Annotated in this window: 15 protein-coding genes; 6 read left to right on the top strand and 9 right to left on the bottom strand. The window is 71.2% G+C overall.

Annotated elements, in window-relative coordinates; translation table 11 throughout:
• Positions 1–294 precede the first annotated feature (294 nt).
• Positions 295–3,762, top strand: a complete 3,468-nt coding sequence (locus AC3A57_RS13115; protein WP_487579301.1) for an amidohydrolase family protein — start codon at positions 295–297, stop codon at positions 3,760–3,762.
• A gap of 6 nt (positions 3,763–3,768) precedes the next feature.
• Here the strand turns inward: AC3A57_RS13115 and AC3A57_RS13110 are convergent, their stop codons facing one another.
• Both AC3A57_RS13110 and AC3A57_RS13105 read right to left on the bottom strand, forming a co-directional pair.
• The gene (locus AC3A57_RS13110) at positions 3,769–4,632 is read right to left on the bottom strand and encodes a class I SAM-dependent methyltransferase (RefSeq protein ID WP_487579300.1); all 864 of its coding nucleotides are present in this window, start codon (positions 4,630–4,632) and stop codon (positions 3,769–3,771) included.
• Positions 4,629–6,050 carry an FAD-binding oxidoreductase gene (locus tag AC3A57_RS13105; protein ID WP_487579299.1) on the bottom strand — a complete coding sequence of 474 codons (1,422 nt, stop codon included), beginning with the start codon at positions 6,048–6,050 and terminating at the stop codon, positions 4,629–4,631. The genes AC3A57_RS13110 and AC3A57_RS13105 overlap by 4 nt, the downstream gene beginning before the upstream one ends.
• Before the next feature lie 119 nt (positions 6,051–6,169).
• Here AC3A57_RS13105 and AC3A57_RS13100 point away from each other — a divergent pair, with 119 nt between their 5' ends.
• Both AC3A57_RS13100 and AC3A57_RS13095 read left to right on the top strand, forming a co-directional pair.
• Positions 6,170–6,970, top strand: coding sequence for a helix-turn-helix domain-containing protein (locus tag AC3A57_RS13100; protein ID WP_487579298.1), 801 nt, complete (start codon positions 6,170–6,172; stop codon positions 6,968–6,970).
• A 93-nt stretch (positions 6,971–7,063) separates the two neighbouring features.
• Complete coding sequence (locus AC3A57_RS13095; protein WP_487579615.1) at positions 7,064–7,408, top strand: hypothetical protein; 345 nt, start codon at positions 7,064–7,066, stop codon at positions 7,406–7,408.
• 120 nt (positions 7,409–7,528) lie between these two features.
• Here the strand turns inward: AC3A57_RS13095 and fghA are convergent, their stop codons facing one another.
• The 7 genes from fghA to AC3A57_RS13060 form a co-directional block, all read right to left on the bottom strand.
• On the bottom strand, positions 7,529–8,359 hold the full coding sequence (gene fghA, locus AC3A57_RS13090) for an S-formylglutathione hydrolase (protein WP_487579297.1): 831 nt from the start codon (positions 8,357–8,359) through the stop codon (positions 7,529–7,531).
• 10 nt (positions 8,360–8,369) lie between these two features.
• Positions 8,370–8,678, bottom strand: coding sequence for a hypothetical protein (locus tag AC3A57_RS13085; protein ID WP_487579296.1), 309 nt, complete (start codon positions 8,676–8,678; stop codon positions 8,370–8,372).
• A gap of 7 nt (positions 8,679–8,685) precedes the next feature.
• Complete coding sequence (locus AC3A57_RS13080; protein ID WP_487579614.1) at positions 8,686–9,795, bottom strand: S-(hydroxymethyl)glutathione dehydrogenase/class III alcohol dehydrogenase; 1,110 nt, start codon at positions 9,793–9,795, stop codon at positions 8,686–8,688.
• Positions 9,796–9,902: 107 nt separating this feature from the next.
• Positions 9,903–10,175: a formaldehyde-responsive transcriptional repressor FrmR gene (gene frmR / locus AC3A57_RS13075; RefSeq protein WP_221671078.1), complete on the bottom strand. Its 273-nt coding sequence runs from the start codon at positions 10,173–10,175 to the stop codon at positions 9,903–9,905.
• A 379-nt stretch (positions 10,176–10,554) separates the two neighbouring features.
• On the bottom strand, positions 10,555–10,923 hold the full coding sequence (locus AC3A57_RS13070) for a hypothetical protein (RefSeq protein WP_487579295.1): 369 nt from the start codon (positions 10,921–10,923) through the stop codon (positions 10,555–10,557).
• 408 nt (positions 10,924–11,331) lie between these two features.
• Entirely contained in the window at positions 11,332–14,079 is a 2,748-nt protein-coding gene (ppc, locus tag AC3A57_RS13065; protein WP_487579294.1) for a phosphoenolpyruvate carboxylase, read from the bottom strand.
• 275 nt (positions 14,080–14,354) lie between these two features.
• Positions 14,355–15,284, bottom strand: a complete 930-nt coding sequence (locus AC3A57_RS13060; RefSeq protein ID WP_487579293.1) for a LysR family transcriptional regulator — start codon at positions 15,282–15,284, stop codon at positions 14,355–14,357.
• A gap of 66 nt (positions 15,285–15,350) precedes the next feature.
• Here AC3A57_RS13060 and AC3A57_RS13055 point away from each other — a divergent pair, with 66 nt between their 5' ends.
• The 3 genes from AC3A57_RS13055 to AC3A57_RS13045 all read left to right on the top strand — a co-directional run bounded on the left by AC3A57_RS13055 (position 15,351) and on the right by AC3A57_RS13045 (position 17,862).
• Positions 15,351–16,412, top strand: coding sequence for a DMT family transporter (locus AC3A57_RS13055; protein ID WP_487579292.1), 1,062 nt, complete (start codon positions 15,351–15,353; stop codon positions 16,410–16,412).
• A 31-nt stretch (positions 16,413–16,443) separates the two neighbouring features.
• Positions 16,444–17,199 (top strand): tetratricopeptide repeat protein, encoded by a 756-nt coding sequence (locus AC3A57_RS13050; RefSeq protein WP_487579291.1) that lies wholly within the window; start codon positions 16,444–16,446, stop codon positions 17,197–17,199.
• 87 nt (positions 17,200–17,286) lie between these two features.
• The gene (locus tag AC3A57_RS13045; protein ID WP_487579290.1) at positions 17,287–17,862 is read left to right on the top strand and encodes a cysteine hydrolase family protein; all 576 of its coding nucleotides are present in this window, start codon (positions 17,287–17,289) and stop codon (positions 17,860–17,862) included.
• Positions 17,863–17,883: the final 21 nt, after the last annotated feature.

The raw sequence follows: 17,883 nt of genomic DNA, 5'->3' as shown, positions 1-17,883 counted from the left end.
GGGCTCGGGACTCGGGACTCGGGACTCGGGACTCGGGACTCGGGAAAGGCTAAAGCGGCGACTTTGTTTTTTGCTCGTCATCCCCGCGAAGGCGGGATCCGGAGACTTCAGAGCCATATCGCGGCAGAGCTCTGGATCGACGCCTTCGCGGCAATGACGGACATGAAGATGCGGGCGCGGATAGCGCCGCACCGCTGACCCGCCGTGGCCGCCGGCACAGGACTTCCAGCCCAGGCCCAGGCACCGAGGCAGCGGTTAGGCTCGGAACCTTGCCCGTTCCCAGGTAGCCGCTCGATGCCCCGTCTCCATCTGCTCGCCCTCGCCCTGGCCAGCGCGTTCGCCGCGCCGGCGTTCGCCCAGAACCCGCCGCAGCCCGCGCCCCAGCCTGCGCCGCAGGACAAGAAGCAAGGCGACAAACCCGCCGCCCAGCTCGAGCAGGACGCGCTCGAGCCGGCCGGCACCGACCCGGCGCGCGCGCCGGCGCAGACCGCCAAGGGCGCGAGCAAGCCCGGCGCCGAGGCCGACGACAAGAAGTGGGACATCACCGCCGCCCACGGCCCGACCAAGGCGGTGCGCTTCGATACCGACGAAGGCACCTGGATCGACCTGGACGTCTCGCCCGACGGCCGCCAGATCGCCTTCTCCCTGCTCGGCGACATCTACCTGCTGCCGATCGGCGGCGGCCAGGCCCGGCGCATCAGCCAAGGCCCGGCCTGGGACGTGCAGCCGCGCTTCTCGCCCGACGGCCGCGAGATCGCCTTCACCTCCGACCGCGGCGGCGGCAACAACCTGTGGCGCATGCGCGCCGACGGCAGCCAGCCGACCCAGGTCACCAAGGAAGACTTCCGCCTGCTCAACAACCCGGCCTGGACGCCGGACGGCCAGTTCCTGATCGGCCGCAAGCACTTCACCGGCGAACGCTCGCTCGGCGCCGGCGAGCTGTGGATCTACCACGCCGCCGGCGGCGGCGGCGGCCTGCAGCTGACCAAGCAGAAGAACGACCAGCAGGACCTGGGCGAGCCGGCGGTGTCGCCGGACGGCCGCTACGTCTATTACTCCGAGGACGTCACCCCGGGCCCCAGCTTCCAGTACAACAAGAACCCGCACGACACCATCTACGCGATCAAGCGCCTGGACCGGCAGACCGGCAAGAGCGAGACCCTGATCGACACCGCCGGCGGCGCGGTGCGGCCGCAGCCCTCGCCGGACGGCAAGTCGCTGGCCTTCGTCAAGCGCGTGCGCGACAAGTCGGTGCTGCACGTGTTCGACCTGGCCAGCGGCGAAGCGCGCCCGGTCTGGGACGGGCTGTCGCACGACATGCAGGAGGCCTGGGCGATCTTCGGCCCCTACGCCAACTTCGATTGGACCCCGGATTCCAAGGCGGTGGTGATCTGGGCCCAGGGCAAGCTGTGGCGGGTCGCGATCGGCGACGGCAAGCCGCAGCCGATTCCGTTCGCCGCCGCGGTCGAGCAGACCGTGACCGCGCCGCTGCGCTTCGAGCAGACCCTGGACGAAGGCCGCTTCGCGCCGAAGATGATCCGCGACGTCGCCACCAGCGCCGACGGCAAGACCTTGGTCTTCCATGCGGTCGGCCAGCTGTGGCGCAAGCGCCTGCCCGACGGCAAGCCCGAGCGCCTGACCGGCAACGACAACCTCTACGAATACCAGCCCAGCTTCAGCGCCGACGGCAGCAAGCTGCTGTACACCACCTGGTCGGACGAAGCCTTGGGCGCGATCTACGTCGCCTCGGCCGGCGGCGGCGGCGGCAGGCGCCTGACCCAGGAGCAGGGCTTCTACTACGGCCCGCGCTTCTCGCCCGACGGCAAGCGCATCGTCTACACCAAGAGCGGCGGCGGCAGCCTCACCGGCAGCCTGTGGTCGGTCGATCGCGGCATCTACGTGATGAGCGCCGACGGCGGCAAGCCGGTGCGGGTGGCCGACAGCGGCGAGACCCCGCAATTCAGCGCCGACGGCACGCGCGTGTTCTACCTGACCGGCGGCGGACTGAAGAAGAAGCTGATGTCGGTCGGCCTGCACGGCGAGGACCCGCGCGAGGTCTATAGCCTGAAGTACGTCGATTCGGTCAGCCTCAGCCCGGACGGCAAGTGGGTCGCCTTCACCGAGCTGTTCAACGCCTATGTCGCGCCGCTGATGACCGGCGGCACCGGCCCGGTCGAACTCAGCCGCGACAGCAAGGCGATGCCGGTGACCCAGGTCAGCGCCGACGTCGGCAGCTACCTGCACTGGGCCGCCGACTCCAAGTCGCTGCACTGGATGGTCGGCGACCGCTATCACTCGCGCCCGCTCAACCAGGCCTTCGCCTTCCTGCCCGGCGCGCCGGCGACCCTGCCCAAGCCGTCGGCCGACGAGGCCGGGGTGCGGGTCGGCCTGGAGCTGCCGGTGTACGCGGCGCAGGACACCGTCGCTTTCACCCATGCGCGGGTGGTGACGATGCGCAACGCCGAGCGCGAGCAGGAAGTGATCGAGGACGGCACCGTGGTGGTGCGCGGCGACCGCATCGTCGCGGTCGGCCCCAGCGCTACGGTCGCGGTGCCGGCCGGGGCGCGCCGCATCGACGCCAGCGGCAAGACCATCCTGCCGGGCTATGTCGACGTGCACGCCCATGCCGCGCATTTCGGCCAGGGCGTGGTGCCGCAGCAGAACTGGGCCTATTACACCAACCTCGCGTTCGGCATCACCACCATGCACGACCCCTCGGCGACCACCGAGTTCGTGTTCTCCGAAGCCGAGCTGCTGAAGGCCGGCAAGATGGTCGGCCCGCGCGTGTTCTCGACCGGCACGATCCTGTACGGCGCCGACGGCGACTTCAAGGCGGTGGTCAATTCGATCGACGACGCGCGCAGCCACCTGCGCCGGATGAAGGCCAACGGCGCGTTCTCGGTCAAGAGCTACAACCAGCCGCGCCGCGAGCAGCACCAGCAGATCAACCAGGCTGCGCGCGAGCTGGGCATGCTGGTGGTCGAGGAAGGCGGTTCGACCTTCAACCACAACCTGCCGATGATCCTCGACGGCGTCACCGGCATCGAGCACAACATCCCGGTCGCGCCGCTGTACAAGGACGTGCTGGAGCTGTGGCGGCAGACCGACGTGCGCAACACCCCGACCCTGGTGGTCAGCTACGGCGGCCTGTCGGGCGAATACTGGTGGTACGCGCGCGACAACGTCTGGGAAGACAAGAAGCTCAACCGCTTCTTCCCGCGCGAGACCCTGGACGCGCGCTCGATCCGGCGCGAGACCGCGCCGGATTGGGACTACTGGCATGTCCAGGTCGCCAAGTCGGTGAAGAAGCTGCGCGACGCCGGGATCAAGATCCAGATCGGCGGCCACGGCCAATTGCAGGGCCTGTCGGCGAACTGGGAGATCTGGATGCTGCCGCAGGGCGGTTTCAGCAACTTCGAGGCGCTGCGCGCGGCGACCATCGACGGCGCCGACTACCTCGGCCTGTCCAAGCAGCTGGGCTCGCTGGAAACCGGCAAGAAGGCCGACCTGGTGGTGCTCAACAGCAATCCGCTGGAGAACATCCGCTCGACCATCGACACCCGCTACGTGATGGTCGACGGCCGTTTGTTCGATGTCGACGCCGACATGGCCGAGCTCGGCAACCGCGGCGAGAAGGCGCCCAACTTCTATTGGCAGCGCCATCGCGACGGCCAGACCTTCGGCCTGGAGTACGGCCCGACCTCGGTCTGCCATTGCCCCAAGGGCCACGGCCCGCACCAGGCGCACAGCGACGAGGACTGAGCCGGACTAGCGCGGCGGCGGTGCCGTCGCGCGCTCGGCCATGAACAGCCATTCGCCGGGACTCGGATCGGGATCGTCCGAGTCTTCCGGCTCGGCCAGCGCGTGCAGCCTCCAGCCGCACGCGCCCAGCCAGGCATCGATCGCCTCGCGCTCGCAGCCCCAGCGGAACGGTTCGCCGCGCCACCGCAGCCAGGCGCGTACCCACGGCCGCTCGCGCCGGAAACGCGCCCGCCCGCGGCGCAGTTCCATCGCCGTGGCGAGCAAGACCGAACGCGGCGGCAGGCGCCGGGCCAGTTCGCTCAGCAAGCGCTGCGCGCGCGCCGGCGGCAGGTACATCAACAGGCCTTCGGCCACGCACAGGGTCGGCCGGACCGGATCGAAGCCGGGATCGGCGAACAGCTCGCCCAGCGCCTCGTCGCGCTGCAGATCGGTCGCCAGCAGCCGCAGGCGCGGCGGGTGCGCGCCTTGCAAGGCCTCGCGCTTGACCGCCACGGTATCGGCGCGGTCGAGCTCGAACACCCGCAGCCGCGGATGCCGCTGCGCCAGGCCGCAACCCAGGCCGTCGTAACCGGCGCCGATCAATACCGCCTGCGCCGCTGCGTCGACACAGGCGCGATCGGCCCATTGCGCGATGCGCCGCTTGCGCCAGGCGTAGTGCCCCCGCAGCCCCGGCAGGGCCAGCGCCTCGAGCGCGCTCAGGCAGGCGCGCCCCAGCGCATGATCGACCAGGCGCAACAGGCCGCGGCCGCCGGCGCCGCAGCGTTCCAGGCAGGCACGGGCGAGCTGCGCCTGCGCGGACGGCTCGCCCCGCTCTCTGCCCTCGCGCACGCTCGCGGCGGCGACCAACATCGCGGTGGACACGCCGTTCATGCGCCGGTGCGCGCGAACAGCGCTTCGTGATGGCGCAGCCAGTCGCTGTCCCAGCGCCGGTCCGGGTCCAGTTCGCGCTTGCGCCGCAGGAAGGCGCGGAACTGCGGGTAGGCCGCTTCGACCTGGTCGCGCGTGGCATGGCGATGGTAGGTCAGGTAGTAACTGCCGCGGCAAGCCAGGGCCCGGTCGATCAGGCCGCGGAACGCATCCGCCGCAGCGGCGCGGCCGGCCGGATCGTGACGCACGTGCAGGTTGAACACGATGCAGGCCCAGTCCTCGCGCGCCCAGGCCAGCATGCTGCTGCGCTCCGCGCGCACCAGGCGCACGGTGCCGTAGATCGGCTGCGCGCGATGGCGGCGCAGGCAGGCGGCGGCCGCGGCCATGAACTCGGCCAGGCGCTCGCGCGGCACATACAGCTCGGTGATCATCTCCGAGCCGCAATGCCCCAGCGCCGCGTCGACGCCGGCGTGGTAGCCGTCCAGGTAGACGCCGGCCTGCTGGCTGTCGGAGGCGTAGCGCTGGCCGTCGGTGGCCGCATAGAACGCAGCGTATTCGGCGAACGCGCGGCTCGGATCGGTGTGCGCCAGGCGCAGCAGGCGGGCGAAGTCTTCGCCGCCGAGGTGGCGCGGCGCCGGATCGGGCACGGCGTCGGCGAGCGGGCGATAGCACGAGGCGATGCCCAGATCGAGGAAATCGTCGCTGGCCGGGTCGATCGCGAACTGGAAGTCGCCGTAACTGCAGCCATCGGCGATCGCCGCCTGCAGGTGCGCGATCAGTTCGCCCACCCGCAGCAGCGCGACCTCGCGCCGCAGCACCGAGCGCGGCACCAGCCGCAGGGTCAGCCGCGCGACCAGGCCGAACAGGCCATAGCCGCCGGCGGCGAGGGCGAACCACTCGGCGTCGCGCTCGCGGTCGGCGAGGCGCGCCTCGCCGCGGTGATCGATCAGGACGATGGATTCGACGTCCTCGACGAAGGGCGCGAACGCCAGGCCGCGGCCATGGATGTTGGCGGCGAACGCGCCGCCCAGGCTGAAACCATCGGCGCCGGTCTGCTTCTGGCGGATGGTCCAGCCGCGGACGTTGTGCGGATGCCGCGCCAGCCATTCCAGCAACGCCGGCCACTGCACGCCGGCCTCGACGGTGAGCAAGCCGCGCTCGGGGTCGAAATCGACGATGCGGTCCAGGCCCGAGGTATCCAGCAGCCAGCCGCCGGACAGGAACTGCTGGCCGCCCATGGCGTGGCGGGCGCCCACGGCGATGGTCGAACGGCCCAGGCGCGCGCAGTCGCGCACCGCCGCACAGGCCTGTTCCAGGCTGCGCGGCTGCAGCAGGCCGGCGACGGCAGTGCGGTTGAGGCCGGAGTGGACGTCGTTGAGGTACAGCGGCGGCGAGCGGGGCGGCACGAGGGCGGCGGACATGGCGGGTACCGTTGACGAGGCCGGCCTACCTTGGCCGCGCGGTATCGGAAACAGCAACCGCATCGAAACAAGTATCGGATTATGATCCCTTGCATTCCGACTGCCCGCACCTTCGCCCCATGGCTGAACGCGAACGCCTGCTCGCCGCGCTCAAGACCACGCTCAAGGAGCGCGGCTGGCGCTATGCCGATCTGGCCCGCGCGCTGGACCTGTCGGAGCCCACCGTCAAACGCCTGCTGTCGAACGGACGCATCGACCTGGAGCGGCTGGAGCGCATCTGCGCCGCGCTGGACCTGGACTTTTTCGAGCTCGCCCGGCGCGCCCGCGGCGCGCGCGACCAGCCCCACCACCTAAGCCCGAAGCAGGAGGCGGAACTGGCGCGTTCGCCGAGGCTGATGACCGTGTTCCACCTGCTCTGCCAGGGCTGGCGCACCGACGCGATCCGCGCCGGCTTCGGCCTGAGCGCGGCCGAACTGACCCGCCTGCTGGCGCGCCTGGACCGCTTGGCGCTGGCCGAACTGCTGCCCGGCGACAAGGTGCGTCTGCGCGTGCCGCGCGATTTTTCCTGGCGCGACGACGGTCCGGTGCGCGCACGCTACCTGGGCGCGGCCAGCCGCGAGTTCCTGCTCGACGGATTCCAGTCGTCGGACGCCTTGTTGGCCTTGGACATCCGCGAATTGGGCGCGGCGTCGCTGGCGGTGCTGCGGCGCAAGCTGGAGCGCCTGCAGGCGGAGTTCAAGGAATCCGCGGAACTGGATCTCAGTCTGCCGCCGTCGAAGCGGCGCAGCGTCGGCCTGTTGTTGGCCACCCGGCCCTGGGTCTATTCGCTGATCGAGACGCTGCGCAGCGAGTACGCGGACGCGCAGGACGCGCCCGCGCCTGCGCGCGGCGGGCGCCGCTCCCGCGGTGCGGTGCGCTGACCGGCCGTCGCCGGCGTTGCGCGCCTCGCGCGTTCACAAACCAACAAGGTTCGCCGGCCTAGGCTGGCGGCAACTTCCGCACGAGGCGCCATGATGGCCACCCGCTACTACCTCACCCTGCCCGACGGCGAACGCGCCCGCGGCAGCGACGCTGCGCTGTCGTTCCGCGCGGTCAGCGCCGAGGGTTTCGCCGAAGAACTGCAGGCCGCCCTGCGCGGCGACGGCCTGTTCGAGCGCTGGCGCGCCAAGCAGCCCGATCCCGACGACGTCGATCCCAGCCTGGGCGCCACCGACCCGGCGGCGAGCGTGCACGGCGAACAACGCGACCTGCGCATCGACCTGGTGGTCGTCACCGCGCTGTCGGGCACGATCATCAAACACCGGCTGCGCCTGCTGGCGGGCAGCGGGTGGGAACTGCGGGATGTCACGGCCGCTTGAACGCAGCCACGAGCCGGGAACTGGCGAAAGGGAACTGGCGAAAGAGAACTGGAGAAAGCGGCCCGGTGACACGAGGCACGCGGCGCGCGCGATGGCGCGTGCCGCGGTCGCGACCGCCGATCAGCCGCGCAAGGCGGCGGCGTGGTGGGCGATGTGCTCGCCGATGAAGCTGGCGATGAAGTAGTAGCTGTGATCGTAACCGGAGCGGATCCGCAGCTGCAGCGGGTGGCCGGCGACTTCGCAGGCGATGCGCAGCAGCTCGGGCTTGAGCTGCGGCACCAGGAACTCGTCGGCGTCGCCCTGGTCGATCAACAAGGGCAGGCGTTCGCGCGCGCCGGCGACCAGCGCCGTCGCGTCCCAGGCTTTCCAGGCTTCGCGGTCGTCGCCGAGATAGGCGCCGAAAGCCTTCTCGCCCCACGGGCTTTGCGACGGCGCGGCGATCGGCGAGAACGCCGATACGCTGCGGTAGCGGCCCGGGTTCTTCAGCGCGATGGTCAGCGCGCCGTGCCCGCCCATCGAATGGCCGCTGATGCCGCGCGCGCTGCCGGTCGGGAAGTGCGCGTCGACCAGCGCCGGCAGTTCCTCGACCACGTAGTCGTACATGCGGTAGTGGCCGGCCCATTTCGGCCGGGTCGCGTTGAGGTAGAAGCCGGCGCCCTGGCCGAGATCGTAACCCTCCGCGTCCGGCACGCCCTCGCCGCGCGGGCTGGTGTCCGGCGCGACCAGGATCAGCCCGTGCTCGGCGGCGTAGCGCTGCGCGCCCGCCTTGGTGATGAAGTTCTGCTCGGTGCAGGTCAGCCCCGACAGCCAGTACAGCACCGGGCAGTCCTCGCGCTCGGCCTGCGGCGGCAGATAGACGCCGAAGCGCATCGTGCAGCCGAGCGTGGTCGCGGTATGCGACCAGACTTCCTGGCGTCCGCCGTGGCAGGCGTGGGATTCGATTCGTTGCATGTCGGGGCTCTCAGCGCAGCGTGGATCCGTTCGGGTTGATCGCCAGTTCGTCCACGCGCTGCGGGTAGAACGGCTTCTTGTGTTCCATGTCGTAAAACAGCAGGCCGTGCAGGCCGATCGCTTCGCGCTTGGGCACGCGGTTGCGCCACAGGCGTTCGAACACCGGCTCGAGCGCCTGCGGCGGATGCCGCGCCAGGACCTCGTCGATGAAGGCCACGTCCTGGCCCGGCGGATACAGCAGATCGAAGTCCGCGTCCTCGACCGCGAACACGTCGTAAACGCAGTTGATCGCGCTATCGATGACCTGGACGTATTTCATCGCCGCCTCAGTAGTGGATCACGGTCCGGATCGACTTGCCCTCGTGCATCAGATCGAAGGCCTCGTTGATGCGTTCCAGCGGCAGGGTGTGGGTGATGAAGGGGTCCAGGTCGATCTCGCCCTTCATCGCCTGCTCGACCATGCCCGGCAGCTGGGTGCGGCCCTTGACCCCGCCGAAGGCCGAGCCGCGCCAGACCCGGCCGGTGACCAACTGGAACGGCCGGGTGCGGATTTCCTGGCCGGCGCCGGCGACGCCGATGATGACCGACTCGCCCCAGCCCTTGTGGCAGCACTCCAGCGCCGAGCGCATGACCTCGACGTTGCCGATGCATTCGAAGCTGAAATCGACGCCGCCGTCGGTCATCTCGACCAGCACGTCCTGGATCGGACGCGCGTGGTCCTTGGGATTGACGCAGTCGGTCGCGCCCATCGCCTTGGCCAGTTCGAACTTGCCCGGGTTGGTATCGACGCCGATGATGCGCCCGGCCTTGGCCTGCACCGCGCCCTGGATCACCGCCAGGCCGATGCCGCCCAGGCCGAACACCGCGACCGTGTCGCCGGGCTGGACCTTGGCGGTGTTGTGCACCGCGCCGATGCCGGTGGTGACGCCGCAGCCGAGCAGGCAGACCTTCTCCAGCGGCGCCGCGGGGTTGACCACCGCCAGCGAGACTTCGGCCACCACCGTGTACTCGCTGAAAGTGCTGCAGCCCATGTAGTGATGGATCGGCTGGCCCTGGTAGCTGAAGCGGCTGGTGCCGTCGGGCATCAGGCCGCGGCCCTGGGTCGCGCGCACCGCCTGGCACAGGTTGGTCTTGCCCGACAGGCAGAACTTGCACTGGCGGCATTCGGCCGTGTACAGCGGGATCACGTGGTCGCCCGGCTTGACGCTGGTCACGCCCTCGCCGACCTCGACCACCACCCCGCCGCCTTCGTGGCCGAGCACGGCCGGAAACAGGCCTTCCGGGTCGTCGCCGCTCAAGGTGAAGGCATCGGTGTGGCAGACGCCGGTAGCGGCGATGCGCACCAGCACTTCGCCGGCCTTCGGCGGCTCGACGTCGATCTCGACGATCTGCAGGGGCTGACCGGCGGCGAAAGCGACGGCGGCGCGGCTCTTGATGACCCGGCTCATGGGCGATGTCTCCTGATGGTGGCGTCCCGGGAAGGGAAACAGTGGAACGGTTCCGTCGCGGCGCACGGCCGCGGCAGCTTAGGTCGGATGCGCGGTCATTTCAGGTACGAGCGCACCAACGCGGCGATCTCGTCGATGCTGGCGTCGCGGCCGCGGTCGGCCACGGCCTGGCCGAGTTCCTCGCGGATATGGCTTTCCAGCACTTCCGACATCAGCCCGTTGATCGCGCCGCGGATCGCCGCGATCTGCTGCAGCACCGCCGCGCATTCGCTGCCGGCCTCAAGCGCGCGCTCCAGCGCCTCGGTCTGGCCCTTGATCCGGCGCACCCGGGTCAATACGCGTTTTTTCTCTTCCGGCGAATGCGGCATGACGGCGGGCCCCGGATGCGGTGGCATCCTATACCCCTCTATAGTATCAGAAGCCGGGACTCGGGACTCGGGACTCGGGACTCGGGACTCGGGACTCAGGACTCAGGACTCAGGACTCAGGACTCAGGACTCAGGACTCAGGACCCAGGACCCAGGACTCAGGACTCAGGACTCGAGCCGAGGGCCGAGAGCTACGGTATGGGCCGGGCCGCCTTGCTTTGGATAGGAACGGCGCGAGCCGCGACCACCGCAGCGGTGAAATACCACGAGGCCGTCAGAGGCCCGCCTACGGCCACACGCCAACCAAACCGCTCGCGAATACAGGCTGCGGCCGCCACGCTTGCGCACACCGCTACTGTGGTCGCGGCTGACGCCGCTCCTACAGGGCCGACGCTTGCGCGCGCTGGCGCCGGGCGCCCCACCACAGGCCGGCGACCAGGCCGATCAACCAGCCCAACGCCGGCAGCAGTACCGGACCGAGCAGCCGGGTCGCGGTCCAGGCGGTGAAGATCAGCGTGCGCAGCGGCGGCGATGCGCTCACGTCCATCGCCTGGTCGAGCGACACGCCGGCCATCTGCGCGAACAGGGCCTGGACCGCGAGCGCGCCGGCGATCGCGCCCAGGGTCGCGCCAACCACCGCAGGCCACAGGCGCGCGGACCAGCGCGGCCGGCTTGCGCTCCACAGCAGCGCGCAAGCCGCGACCGCCAGCCAGCCGGCGAACAGGAACCAGGTGGCGAAAGAAGTCATTGGGTGGTCGGGATTGGGGATACGCAAAGCCTACGATGCGGCTTCGCTCTATGGGTAGGAGCGGCGCGAGCCGCGACCGCGACTCCGCGGCGACGACGCACCCCACACCCGAGCGCGCGGCTCCTGTAGGAGCGGCGTGAGCCGCGACAACCGAAGCGGTGGTCGCAAGCGCAATGGCCGAAGCCCGCGCAGGCCGATGGTCGCGAGCGCTGGCCGGTGGGACTTCGGCAAGGAACATGGTATTGCATCGCTTCGGTTGTCGCGGCTTATGCCGCTCCTACAAGGAGCAACAACGCGAGCGCATCGCGGCCAATCGCGTCGTCGCCGCGGAGTCGCAGTCGCGGCTCGCGCCGCTCCTACCCCGCAGCACGACGACCCGACTTGGGAATCCCCAATCCCGCCCCCGCCTCACCCCGTGTTCTGTACCCCCGCCGCGATGCCGTTGACCGTCGCCACCAGCGCCTGTTGCAAGGCGTCGTCGGGACGGCCGGCGGCGCGCCAGCGGGCGAGCAGGTCGACCTGCAACAGGCTGATCGGGTCGACATAAGGGTTGCGCAGGCGGATCGACTGGCGCAGGCGGTGGTCGCCGGCCAGCAGTTCGTCGCTGCCCTTGATCGCCAGCACCGCGCGCCGGGTGCGTTCGAACTCCTCGGCGATGCCGGGATGGAAGCGCGCGTGCAGGTCGCCTTCGGGCAGCTCGCGGGCGAGCATCGAATAGCGCTCGAAGATCGCCGGGTCGGACTTGGCCAGGACCATCTCCAGGTCGTCGACCAGGGTGCCGAAGAACATCCAGTCGCGCGCCATCTCGGCCAGCGCCTCGCGGCCGTGCGCCTGCAAAGCGCGCTCCAGGGCGGTGCCGACGCCGTACCAGGCGGTCAGGCCGGCGCGGTTCTGCGACCAGGCGAACACCCACGGAATCGCGCGCAGCGAGCCGATGTCGCCGGCGCCGGCGCGCTTGGCCGGGCGCGAGCCGATGCGCAGGCGCTCGATCACGTCGATCGGCGTGGCGGCGCGGAAATACGCCGGGAACAGCTCGTTCTCGTGCACCAGCGCGCGGTAGTGCGCGCGCGCCTGCGCGGCCAGTTCGGCGGCCAGCGCGCGCCAGCCGTCGCCGCGCGGCTCCGGCGGCCGCGGCCGCAGGGTCGCGCGCAGCACCGCGCCGGTGGTCTGCTCCAGGTTGCGCAGCGCCAACGCACGGATCCCGTACTTGCGGTGGATCACCTCGCCCTGCTCGGTCAGGCGCAGATAGCCGTCGACCGAGCCGCGCGGCGCGGCGATCACCGCACGCTCGGTCTTGCCGCCGCCGCGGCTGATCGAGCCGCCGCGGCCGTGGAAGAAGGCGATGCGCACGCCGCTTTCGGCGGCCAGCGCGGTCAACGCGCTCTGGGTGCGATGCAGGGCCCAGCGCGAGGCCAGCATGCCGCCGTCCTTGGCGCTGTCGGAGTAGCCGAGCATCACCACCTGGCGATTGCCGCGCACGCGCAGGTGGTCGCGGTAGACCGGATCGGCGAACAGCGCGCGCAAGGTATCGGCGGCGGCATCGAGGTCGTCGACGGTTTCGAACAAGGGCGCGACGTCGAGCGGCACCCGGCCGTCGCGCTCGGCGCAGCCGGCGGTCTTGGCCAGGGCCAGCACCGCCAGCGCGTCGGCGGCGCTGCGGCTCATGCTGACGATGTAGGGGCCGAAGGCGCGTTCGCCGTAGCGCGGGCGCAGCCGGGCCACGGCGCGGAACACGTCCAGGGTCGGTTGCGCAGCGCTCGCGGCGCTGCGCGAGGGCGGCGCCTCGCCGTCGAGCACGCCGTGCAGGCGCGCCGCGCGCGCGGCGACGTCCAGCGCCGCCCAGTCCGGCTGGTCGAACAGCGCGGCCAACGCGGCGTCGTGGGTGGCCGAATCCTGGCGCAGGTCCAGGCTGGCCAGATGGAAGCCGAAGCATTCGGCGCGACGACGCAGGCGGCGCACCGCGAAACCGCCGGCATGCGCGCCCTGGTGCGCGGCCAGGCTGCGTTCGATCAGGGCGATGTCGGCCAGGAACGCGGCCGCGTCGGGATAACCGTGCACGCTCTCGTCGAGCGTGGCCTGCAGCCGCGCCGCCATCAGGCTGAGCAGGTTGCGGTACGGCATGTCGGCGTGGCGCGGCTTGAGCTGCGCAGCCGCCTTGGGCAACTGGTAGCGGTAGTCCTCGACCCGCGCCAGCACCGCGTCGTCGACCCGCACCCGGCTGACCGACTGGCTCAGCAGTTCGGCCAGCGACGCCAGTTCGCGCCGGTAGGCGTTGAGCACCAGCGCGCGCTGGCCGGCCAGGGTGGCGGCAATGGTGTCGGCGCCGACGTTGGGATTGCCGTCCATGTCGCCGCCGACCCAGGTGCCGAAGCCGAGCAGGTCGGGCAACGCGGCCGCGCTGCCGTAGGTCTCGCGCAGCGCCTCCTCGAACATTTCGTAGAACACCGGCAGCACCCGGTACAGCACCTCGGACAGATAGAAGCCGACGTGTTCGAACTCGTCGGCGACGCTGGGCTTGGCCGCCGGCGCTTCGGCGGTCTGCCAGCTCGCGGTCAGGGCCAGGCGGATGCGCTCGCGGTCGGCGCGGCGCTCGGCCGGGGTGCGGCCGCGATCGATGTCGTCGACCAGGCAGGAGACGATGGTGCGCTCCTTTTCCAACAGCGCGCGCCGCACCGCTTCGGTCGGGTGGGCGGTGAACACCGGTTCGATCCGCAGCCGCGCCAGCAGCGCGACCACTTCCTCGGCGCTGACCCCCTGCCGCGCCAGGGTGCCGAGCGCGTCGCGCAAGCCGCCGGGCTGGGCGCCGGCGCCGCTGCGCTCGTAGTCGCGGCGGCGGCGAATGCGGTGCACGCGCTCGGCCAGGTTGACCGCCTGGAAATAGGTGGCGAAGGCGCGTACCAGATCGCCGGCCTGCTCCAGGTCGGTGTCGGCCAGCGCATCGGCGAGCGCGCCGATCGGCGCCTGCGCTTCGCGGCGGCGGATCGCGGCGCGGCGCAAGCGCTCGACCTCGTCGAGGAAGCCCTGCCCGCGCTGTTCGGCGAGAATCTCACCGACCAATGCGCCCAGCGTTTTGACGTCGTCGCGCAGCAAGGCGTCGGTGGAGGCGAAGTCTACGGCGCGCAACGGTTCGTCGCTGGTATCGAGGAGGACATTCATCCTTCAAGGCTACAACACCTGTACGAAGCGAATCCAAGCCGCAGGCGCGACGCGCACCGTCGCGCGCATTCGTTTCCGTTGCAACTTTTTCGCCGGCGCAACGGAACGCCGCGCCAGCCCTGCCGCATCCGCGACTTAGCGCCGTCGCCACGGCGGCGCCGGCGACTTAGGACGTTTGCTACTGAGCATATGCGGCGACGCGCACCGCAAGCCGGCTGCGCCGCGGCGCGCACGACCGCGGCGCGATGCGCTCGCGATCGGCGATGCGCGCGGCATCACGGCGACGGCGGCGCCTCGTCGTCGCGCAACAAGGCCGTGACCCAATCGCGCAGGCGTTCCAGCCGCGCGCTGCCGTGCGCTTCCGGCAACCAGGCCAGGTACACCCGACGCGACGGCGGCGGCTGCGGACACGGCAGCGGCAACAACGCGCCATGCGCCAGCGGTTCGGCGATCAGGCGCGGATACAGCAGGGCGATGCCCTGCCCGGCCAGCGCCGCGCTCAGCGCCGGCATCGGCGAAGACAGGCCCAGCGACGGCAGCGGCCAGTGCGCCGGATCCTCGCCGAACCAGTGCGGCCAGTCCTCGCGCCAGCCCTCGCTGGTCACGTGCAGCAGACGCGCGCCGGGGGTGCGCTCGCGCCACCAATGGGCGAGATCCAGGCGCGCCGCCAGCGCCGGCGCGGCCACCGGCTGCAAGGCCTGCTCGAACAACAGCTCGCCGCGCAGCCCCAGTGCGGCCGGGTCGCGATGCATCAGCAAGGCATGCACCCGGCCCTGGGCCAGGTCGTCGGCATTGGCCGGGCAGAACAACTGCACCTCGGCACCGGCGCGCGCGGCGAAGTCTTCCAGGCGCGGCAACAGCAGGCTGACGCTGAGGCTGGTCGGCGCGCCAAGCAGCCAGCGCCGGCTTTCGTCGCCGCGCGCGCGCAGGCGCGCGGTCGCCGCCTCGATGCGTTCGAAGCCCTCGATCAGTGCCTCGCCGTACTCGCGCCCGAGCGGCGTCGGCCGCGCCCGGCCGCCTTGGCGGTCGAGCAGGCGCAAGCCGAAAGCCTCTTCCAGGTGCTGCACGTGCTGGCTGAGCGCGGCATGGCTCAGGTGCAGGCGCTCGGCGGCGCGGCGCATGCCGCCGTAGCGCACCACCGCGGCGAAGGCCTGCAGCGCGCGCAGCGCCGGCAGGCGCCGTGGGGACGGGTCGCTGGTGGTCATGAAAACTTACCGCCTGGTTTGGATTTACAAATTTTAACGGGATGGTTCGCGGCCTAGATTTACCACATGACCCACCCCGCTCCGAGCGCCGCCCGCGCCCCCCGCCCCCTGCTGCTGCGTGCCGGCCTGATGGCCGCGGCCTCGATCTGCCTGGCCGTGCTCGGCCTGCTGACCCGCTACACCGCCGGTCTGCCGGCGGAACTGGTGATCTGGGCGCGCTTCTTCCTGCCCGGACTGGCGCTGGTCGCCCTGGCCGGGCGCGCGGACTGGCGCGCGGTGTTTTCTCTGGCCGACCGCCCGGCCTGGGTGCGCGCGGTCTGCGTGGTGATCTCGCAAGGCTGCTTCGTCTACGCCGCGATCCACGGCGACCTGTTGCGGGCGGTGCTGCTGTACAACACCGGCCCCTTGTTCATTCCGCTGATCGCCTGGGCTTGGCTCGGCGAACGGCTGCGCGGGCCGGCGCTGTGCGGCCTGGCGATCGGCTTCTGCGGGGTGGCGGTGGTGCTGGATCCCGGCGCGCACGGCCTGGACCGGCTCGCCGCGCTGTCGCTGTGCGGCGGTTTCGCCATGGCCGCCTCGCAGGTGCTGTTCTACCGCAGCGCCCAGCACCAGCCGCCGCTGCGCAACCAGTTCAAGCTATACCTGCAGGCCTCGTTGGTCGGCCTGCCGCTGGCGGCCTGGGGCGCGACCCGGATCGACCCGGCCGCGCTGGCGACGCAACCGGTCTGGGCGCTGGTCGCGGCGCTGCTCGGCATGTCGCTGTGCAGCCTCGGCAGCCAGTCGCTGCGCGACCTGGCCTATCGCGGGCTAGGCAACGCCTCGACCCTGGCGCCGCTGATGTATGTGGCGGTGCCGGTCGGCGCGGCGCTGGATGGGTGGCTGTTCGGCCGCTCTGCCGGCGCGTCGACCTGGTTCGGCGCGGCGCTGATCGTCGCCGGCGCGGCGATCGCGTTGCGGCGCGCGGCCGCGCCGGCGCCTGGCGCGACGACAGGAATCGGGACCAGGGAATGCGGAATCGCCGAGCGACGCTCGGGCCTGGCCGCGTTCCCGAGCATATTCGTGCCGTTCGTGCGCCGACCGGCGGCGGGCCGAACCGCTGGCGCGGGACGCAGCGAATGCCGACACTAGCGCCCGGAACTCACTCGGCCAGGGAATGCCAATGCCGTACTTGGGAATCGGCCTGCACGTCGTCGTCGCCCTGTATTTCGCCGTCCACGCGGTGCGCAGCGGCCAGGATCGCTACTGGCTGATGGTGCTCTTCATGTTCCCGCTGCTCGGCAGCGTGGTCTATGCCTTCGCGGTATGGCTGCCGGAACAGCGCCACAGCCGCCACGGCCGCGCCCTGGCCGGCAACGTGCGCCGCCTGCTCGATCCCGACCGCGGCCTGCGCGAAGCGCAGGACGCTTTCGATACGGCCGAAACCACCGATCACCGCCTGCGCCTGGCCGATGCGCTGCTCGACGCCGGTCGCGCCGGCGACGCGCTGGCGCATTACCGCGCCGCGCTGAGCGGCATCCATCGCGACGACCCGGACATCCAGGTGCGCCTGGCGCGGGCCCTGCTCGAAGCCGGCGAGTCGGCGCAGGCGCGGCAGTTGCTGGAGGAGCTGATCGCCAAGCGCCCCGATTACCGCTCCGCCGACGGCCATCTGACCTATGCGCGCGCGGTCGCGGCCAGCGGCGACCGGGCCAAGGCGCGCGAGGAGTTCGAGGCCCTGACCGGTTACAGCAGCGGCTTCCAGGCCCATGCGCATTACGCCCAATGCCTGGCCGGCTGGGGCGAGAGCGCGCGTGCGCGCGAACTGTGCGCGCAGACGCTGGCGCGCGCGCAGCGCATGCCGGCGCACCTGCGCCGCCTGCACAAGCCCGACCTGGACCGCCTGCGCGCGCTCGACAAGCGACTGGCCGCCGGCTGAGCCGCGCCTGGACACGGCGTCCACGCCGCTGCGGGTATCACTGCGAACTCGGCCAGACCGCCGCCGCGCGACCCCGGAGCCCAGCGCATGAGCACCGCCCTGATCGTGATCGACCTGATCAACGACATCGTCCACCCGGACGGCAAGCTCGCGCGCGCCGCCGATGCGGTGCGCGAAAGCGGGCTGATTGCGCGCTGCAACGGCCTGGCCGCGCGCGCCCGCGCCGCCGGCGCGACGGTGGCGATGGTGCGGGTGGCGTTCGCGCCGGATTATTCCGACCTGCCGCGGCATTCGCCGTTGTTCGGCCGCGCGGCCGAGCTCGGCGCGCTGCGCGACGGCGACTGGGGCACGCGTTTCCACGAACGGCTGGAGGTCGGGCCGCGCGACTGGATCGTGACCAAGCCGCGGGTCAGCGCGCTGTTCGACACCGACCTGGAGGCGCGCCTGCACGCGGCGGCGATCCGGCGCGTGGCGATCTGCGGGGTCAGCACCGAAACCGGCGTGCAGACCACCGCGCGCGATGCGCACGACCGCGATTTCGAAGTGACCGTGGTCGGCGACCTGTGCGCCAGCGCCGATCCGCTCAGGCACCGCGCGGCGCTGGAGATGCTGGCGACCGTGGCGACGGTCGCCGATGCCGGGCAAGTCGACTTCGCCGCCTGAGCCCGCTGGCGCAAGCCGCGC

Source organism: Lysobacter sp. Soil_C_15 (genome assembly GCF_057657315.1).
This window is presented reverse-complemented; position numbering and strand designations above follow the sequence as displayed.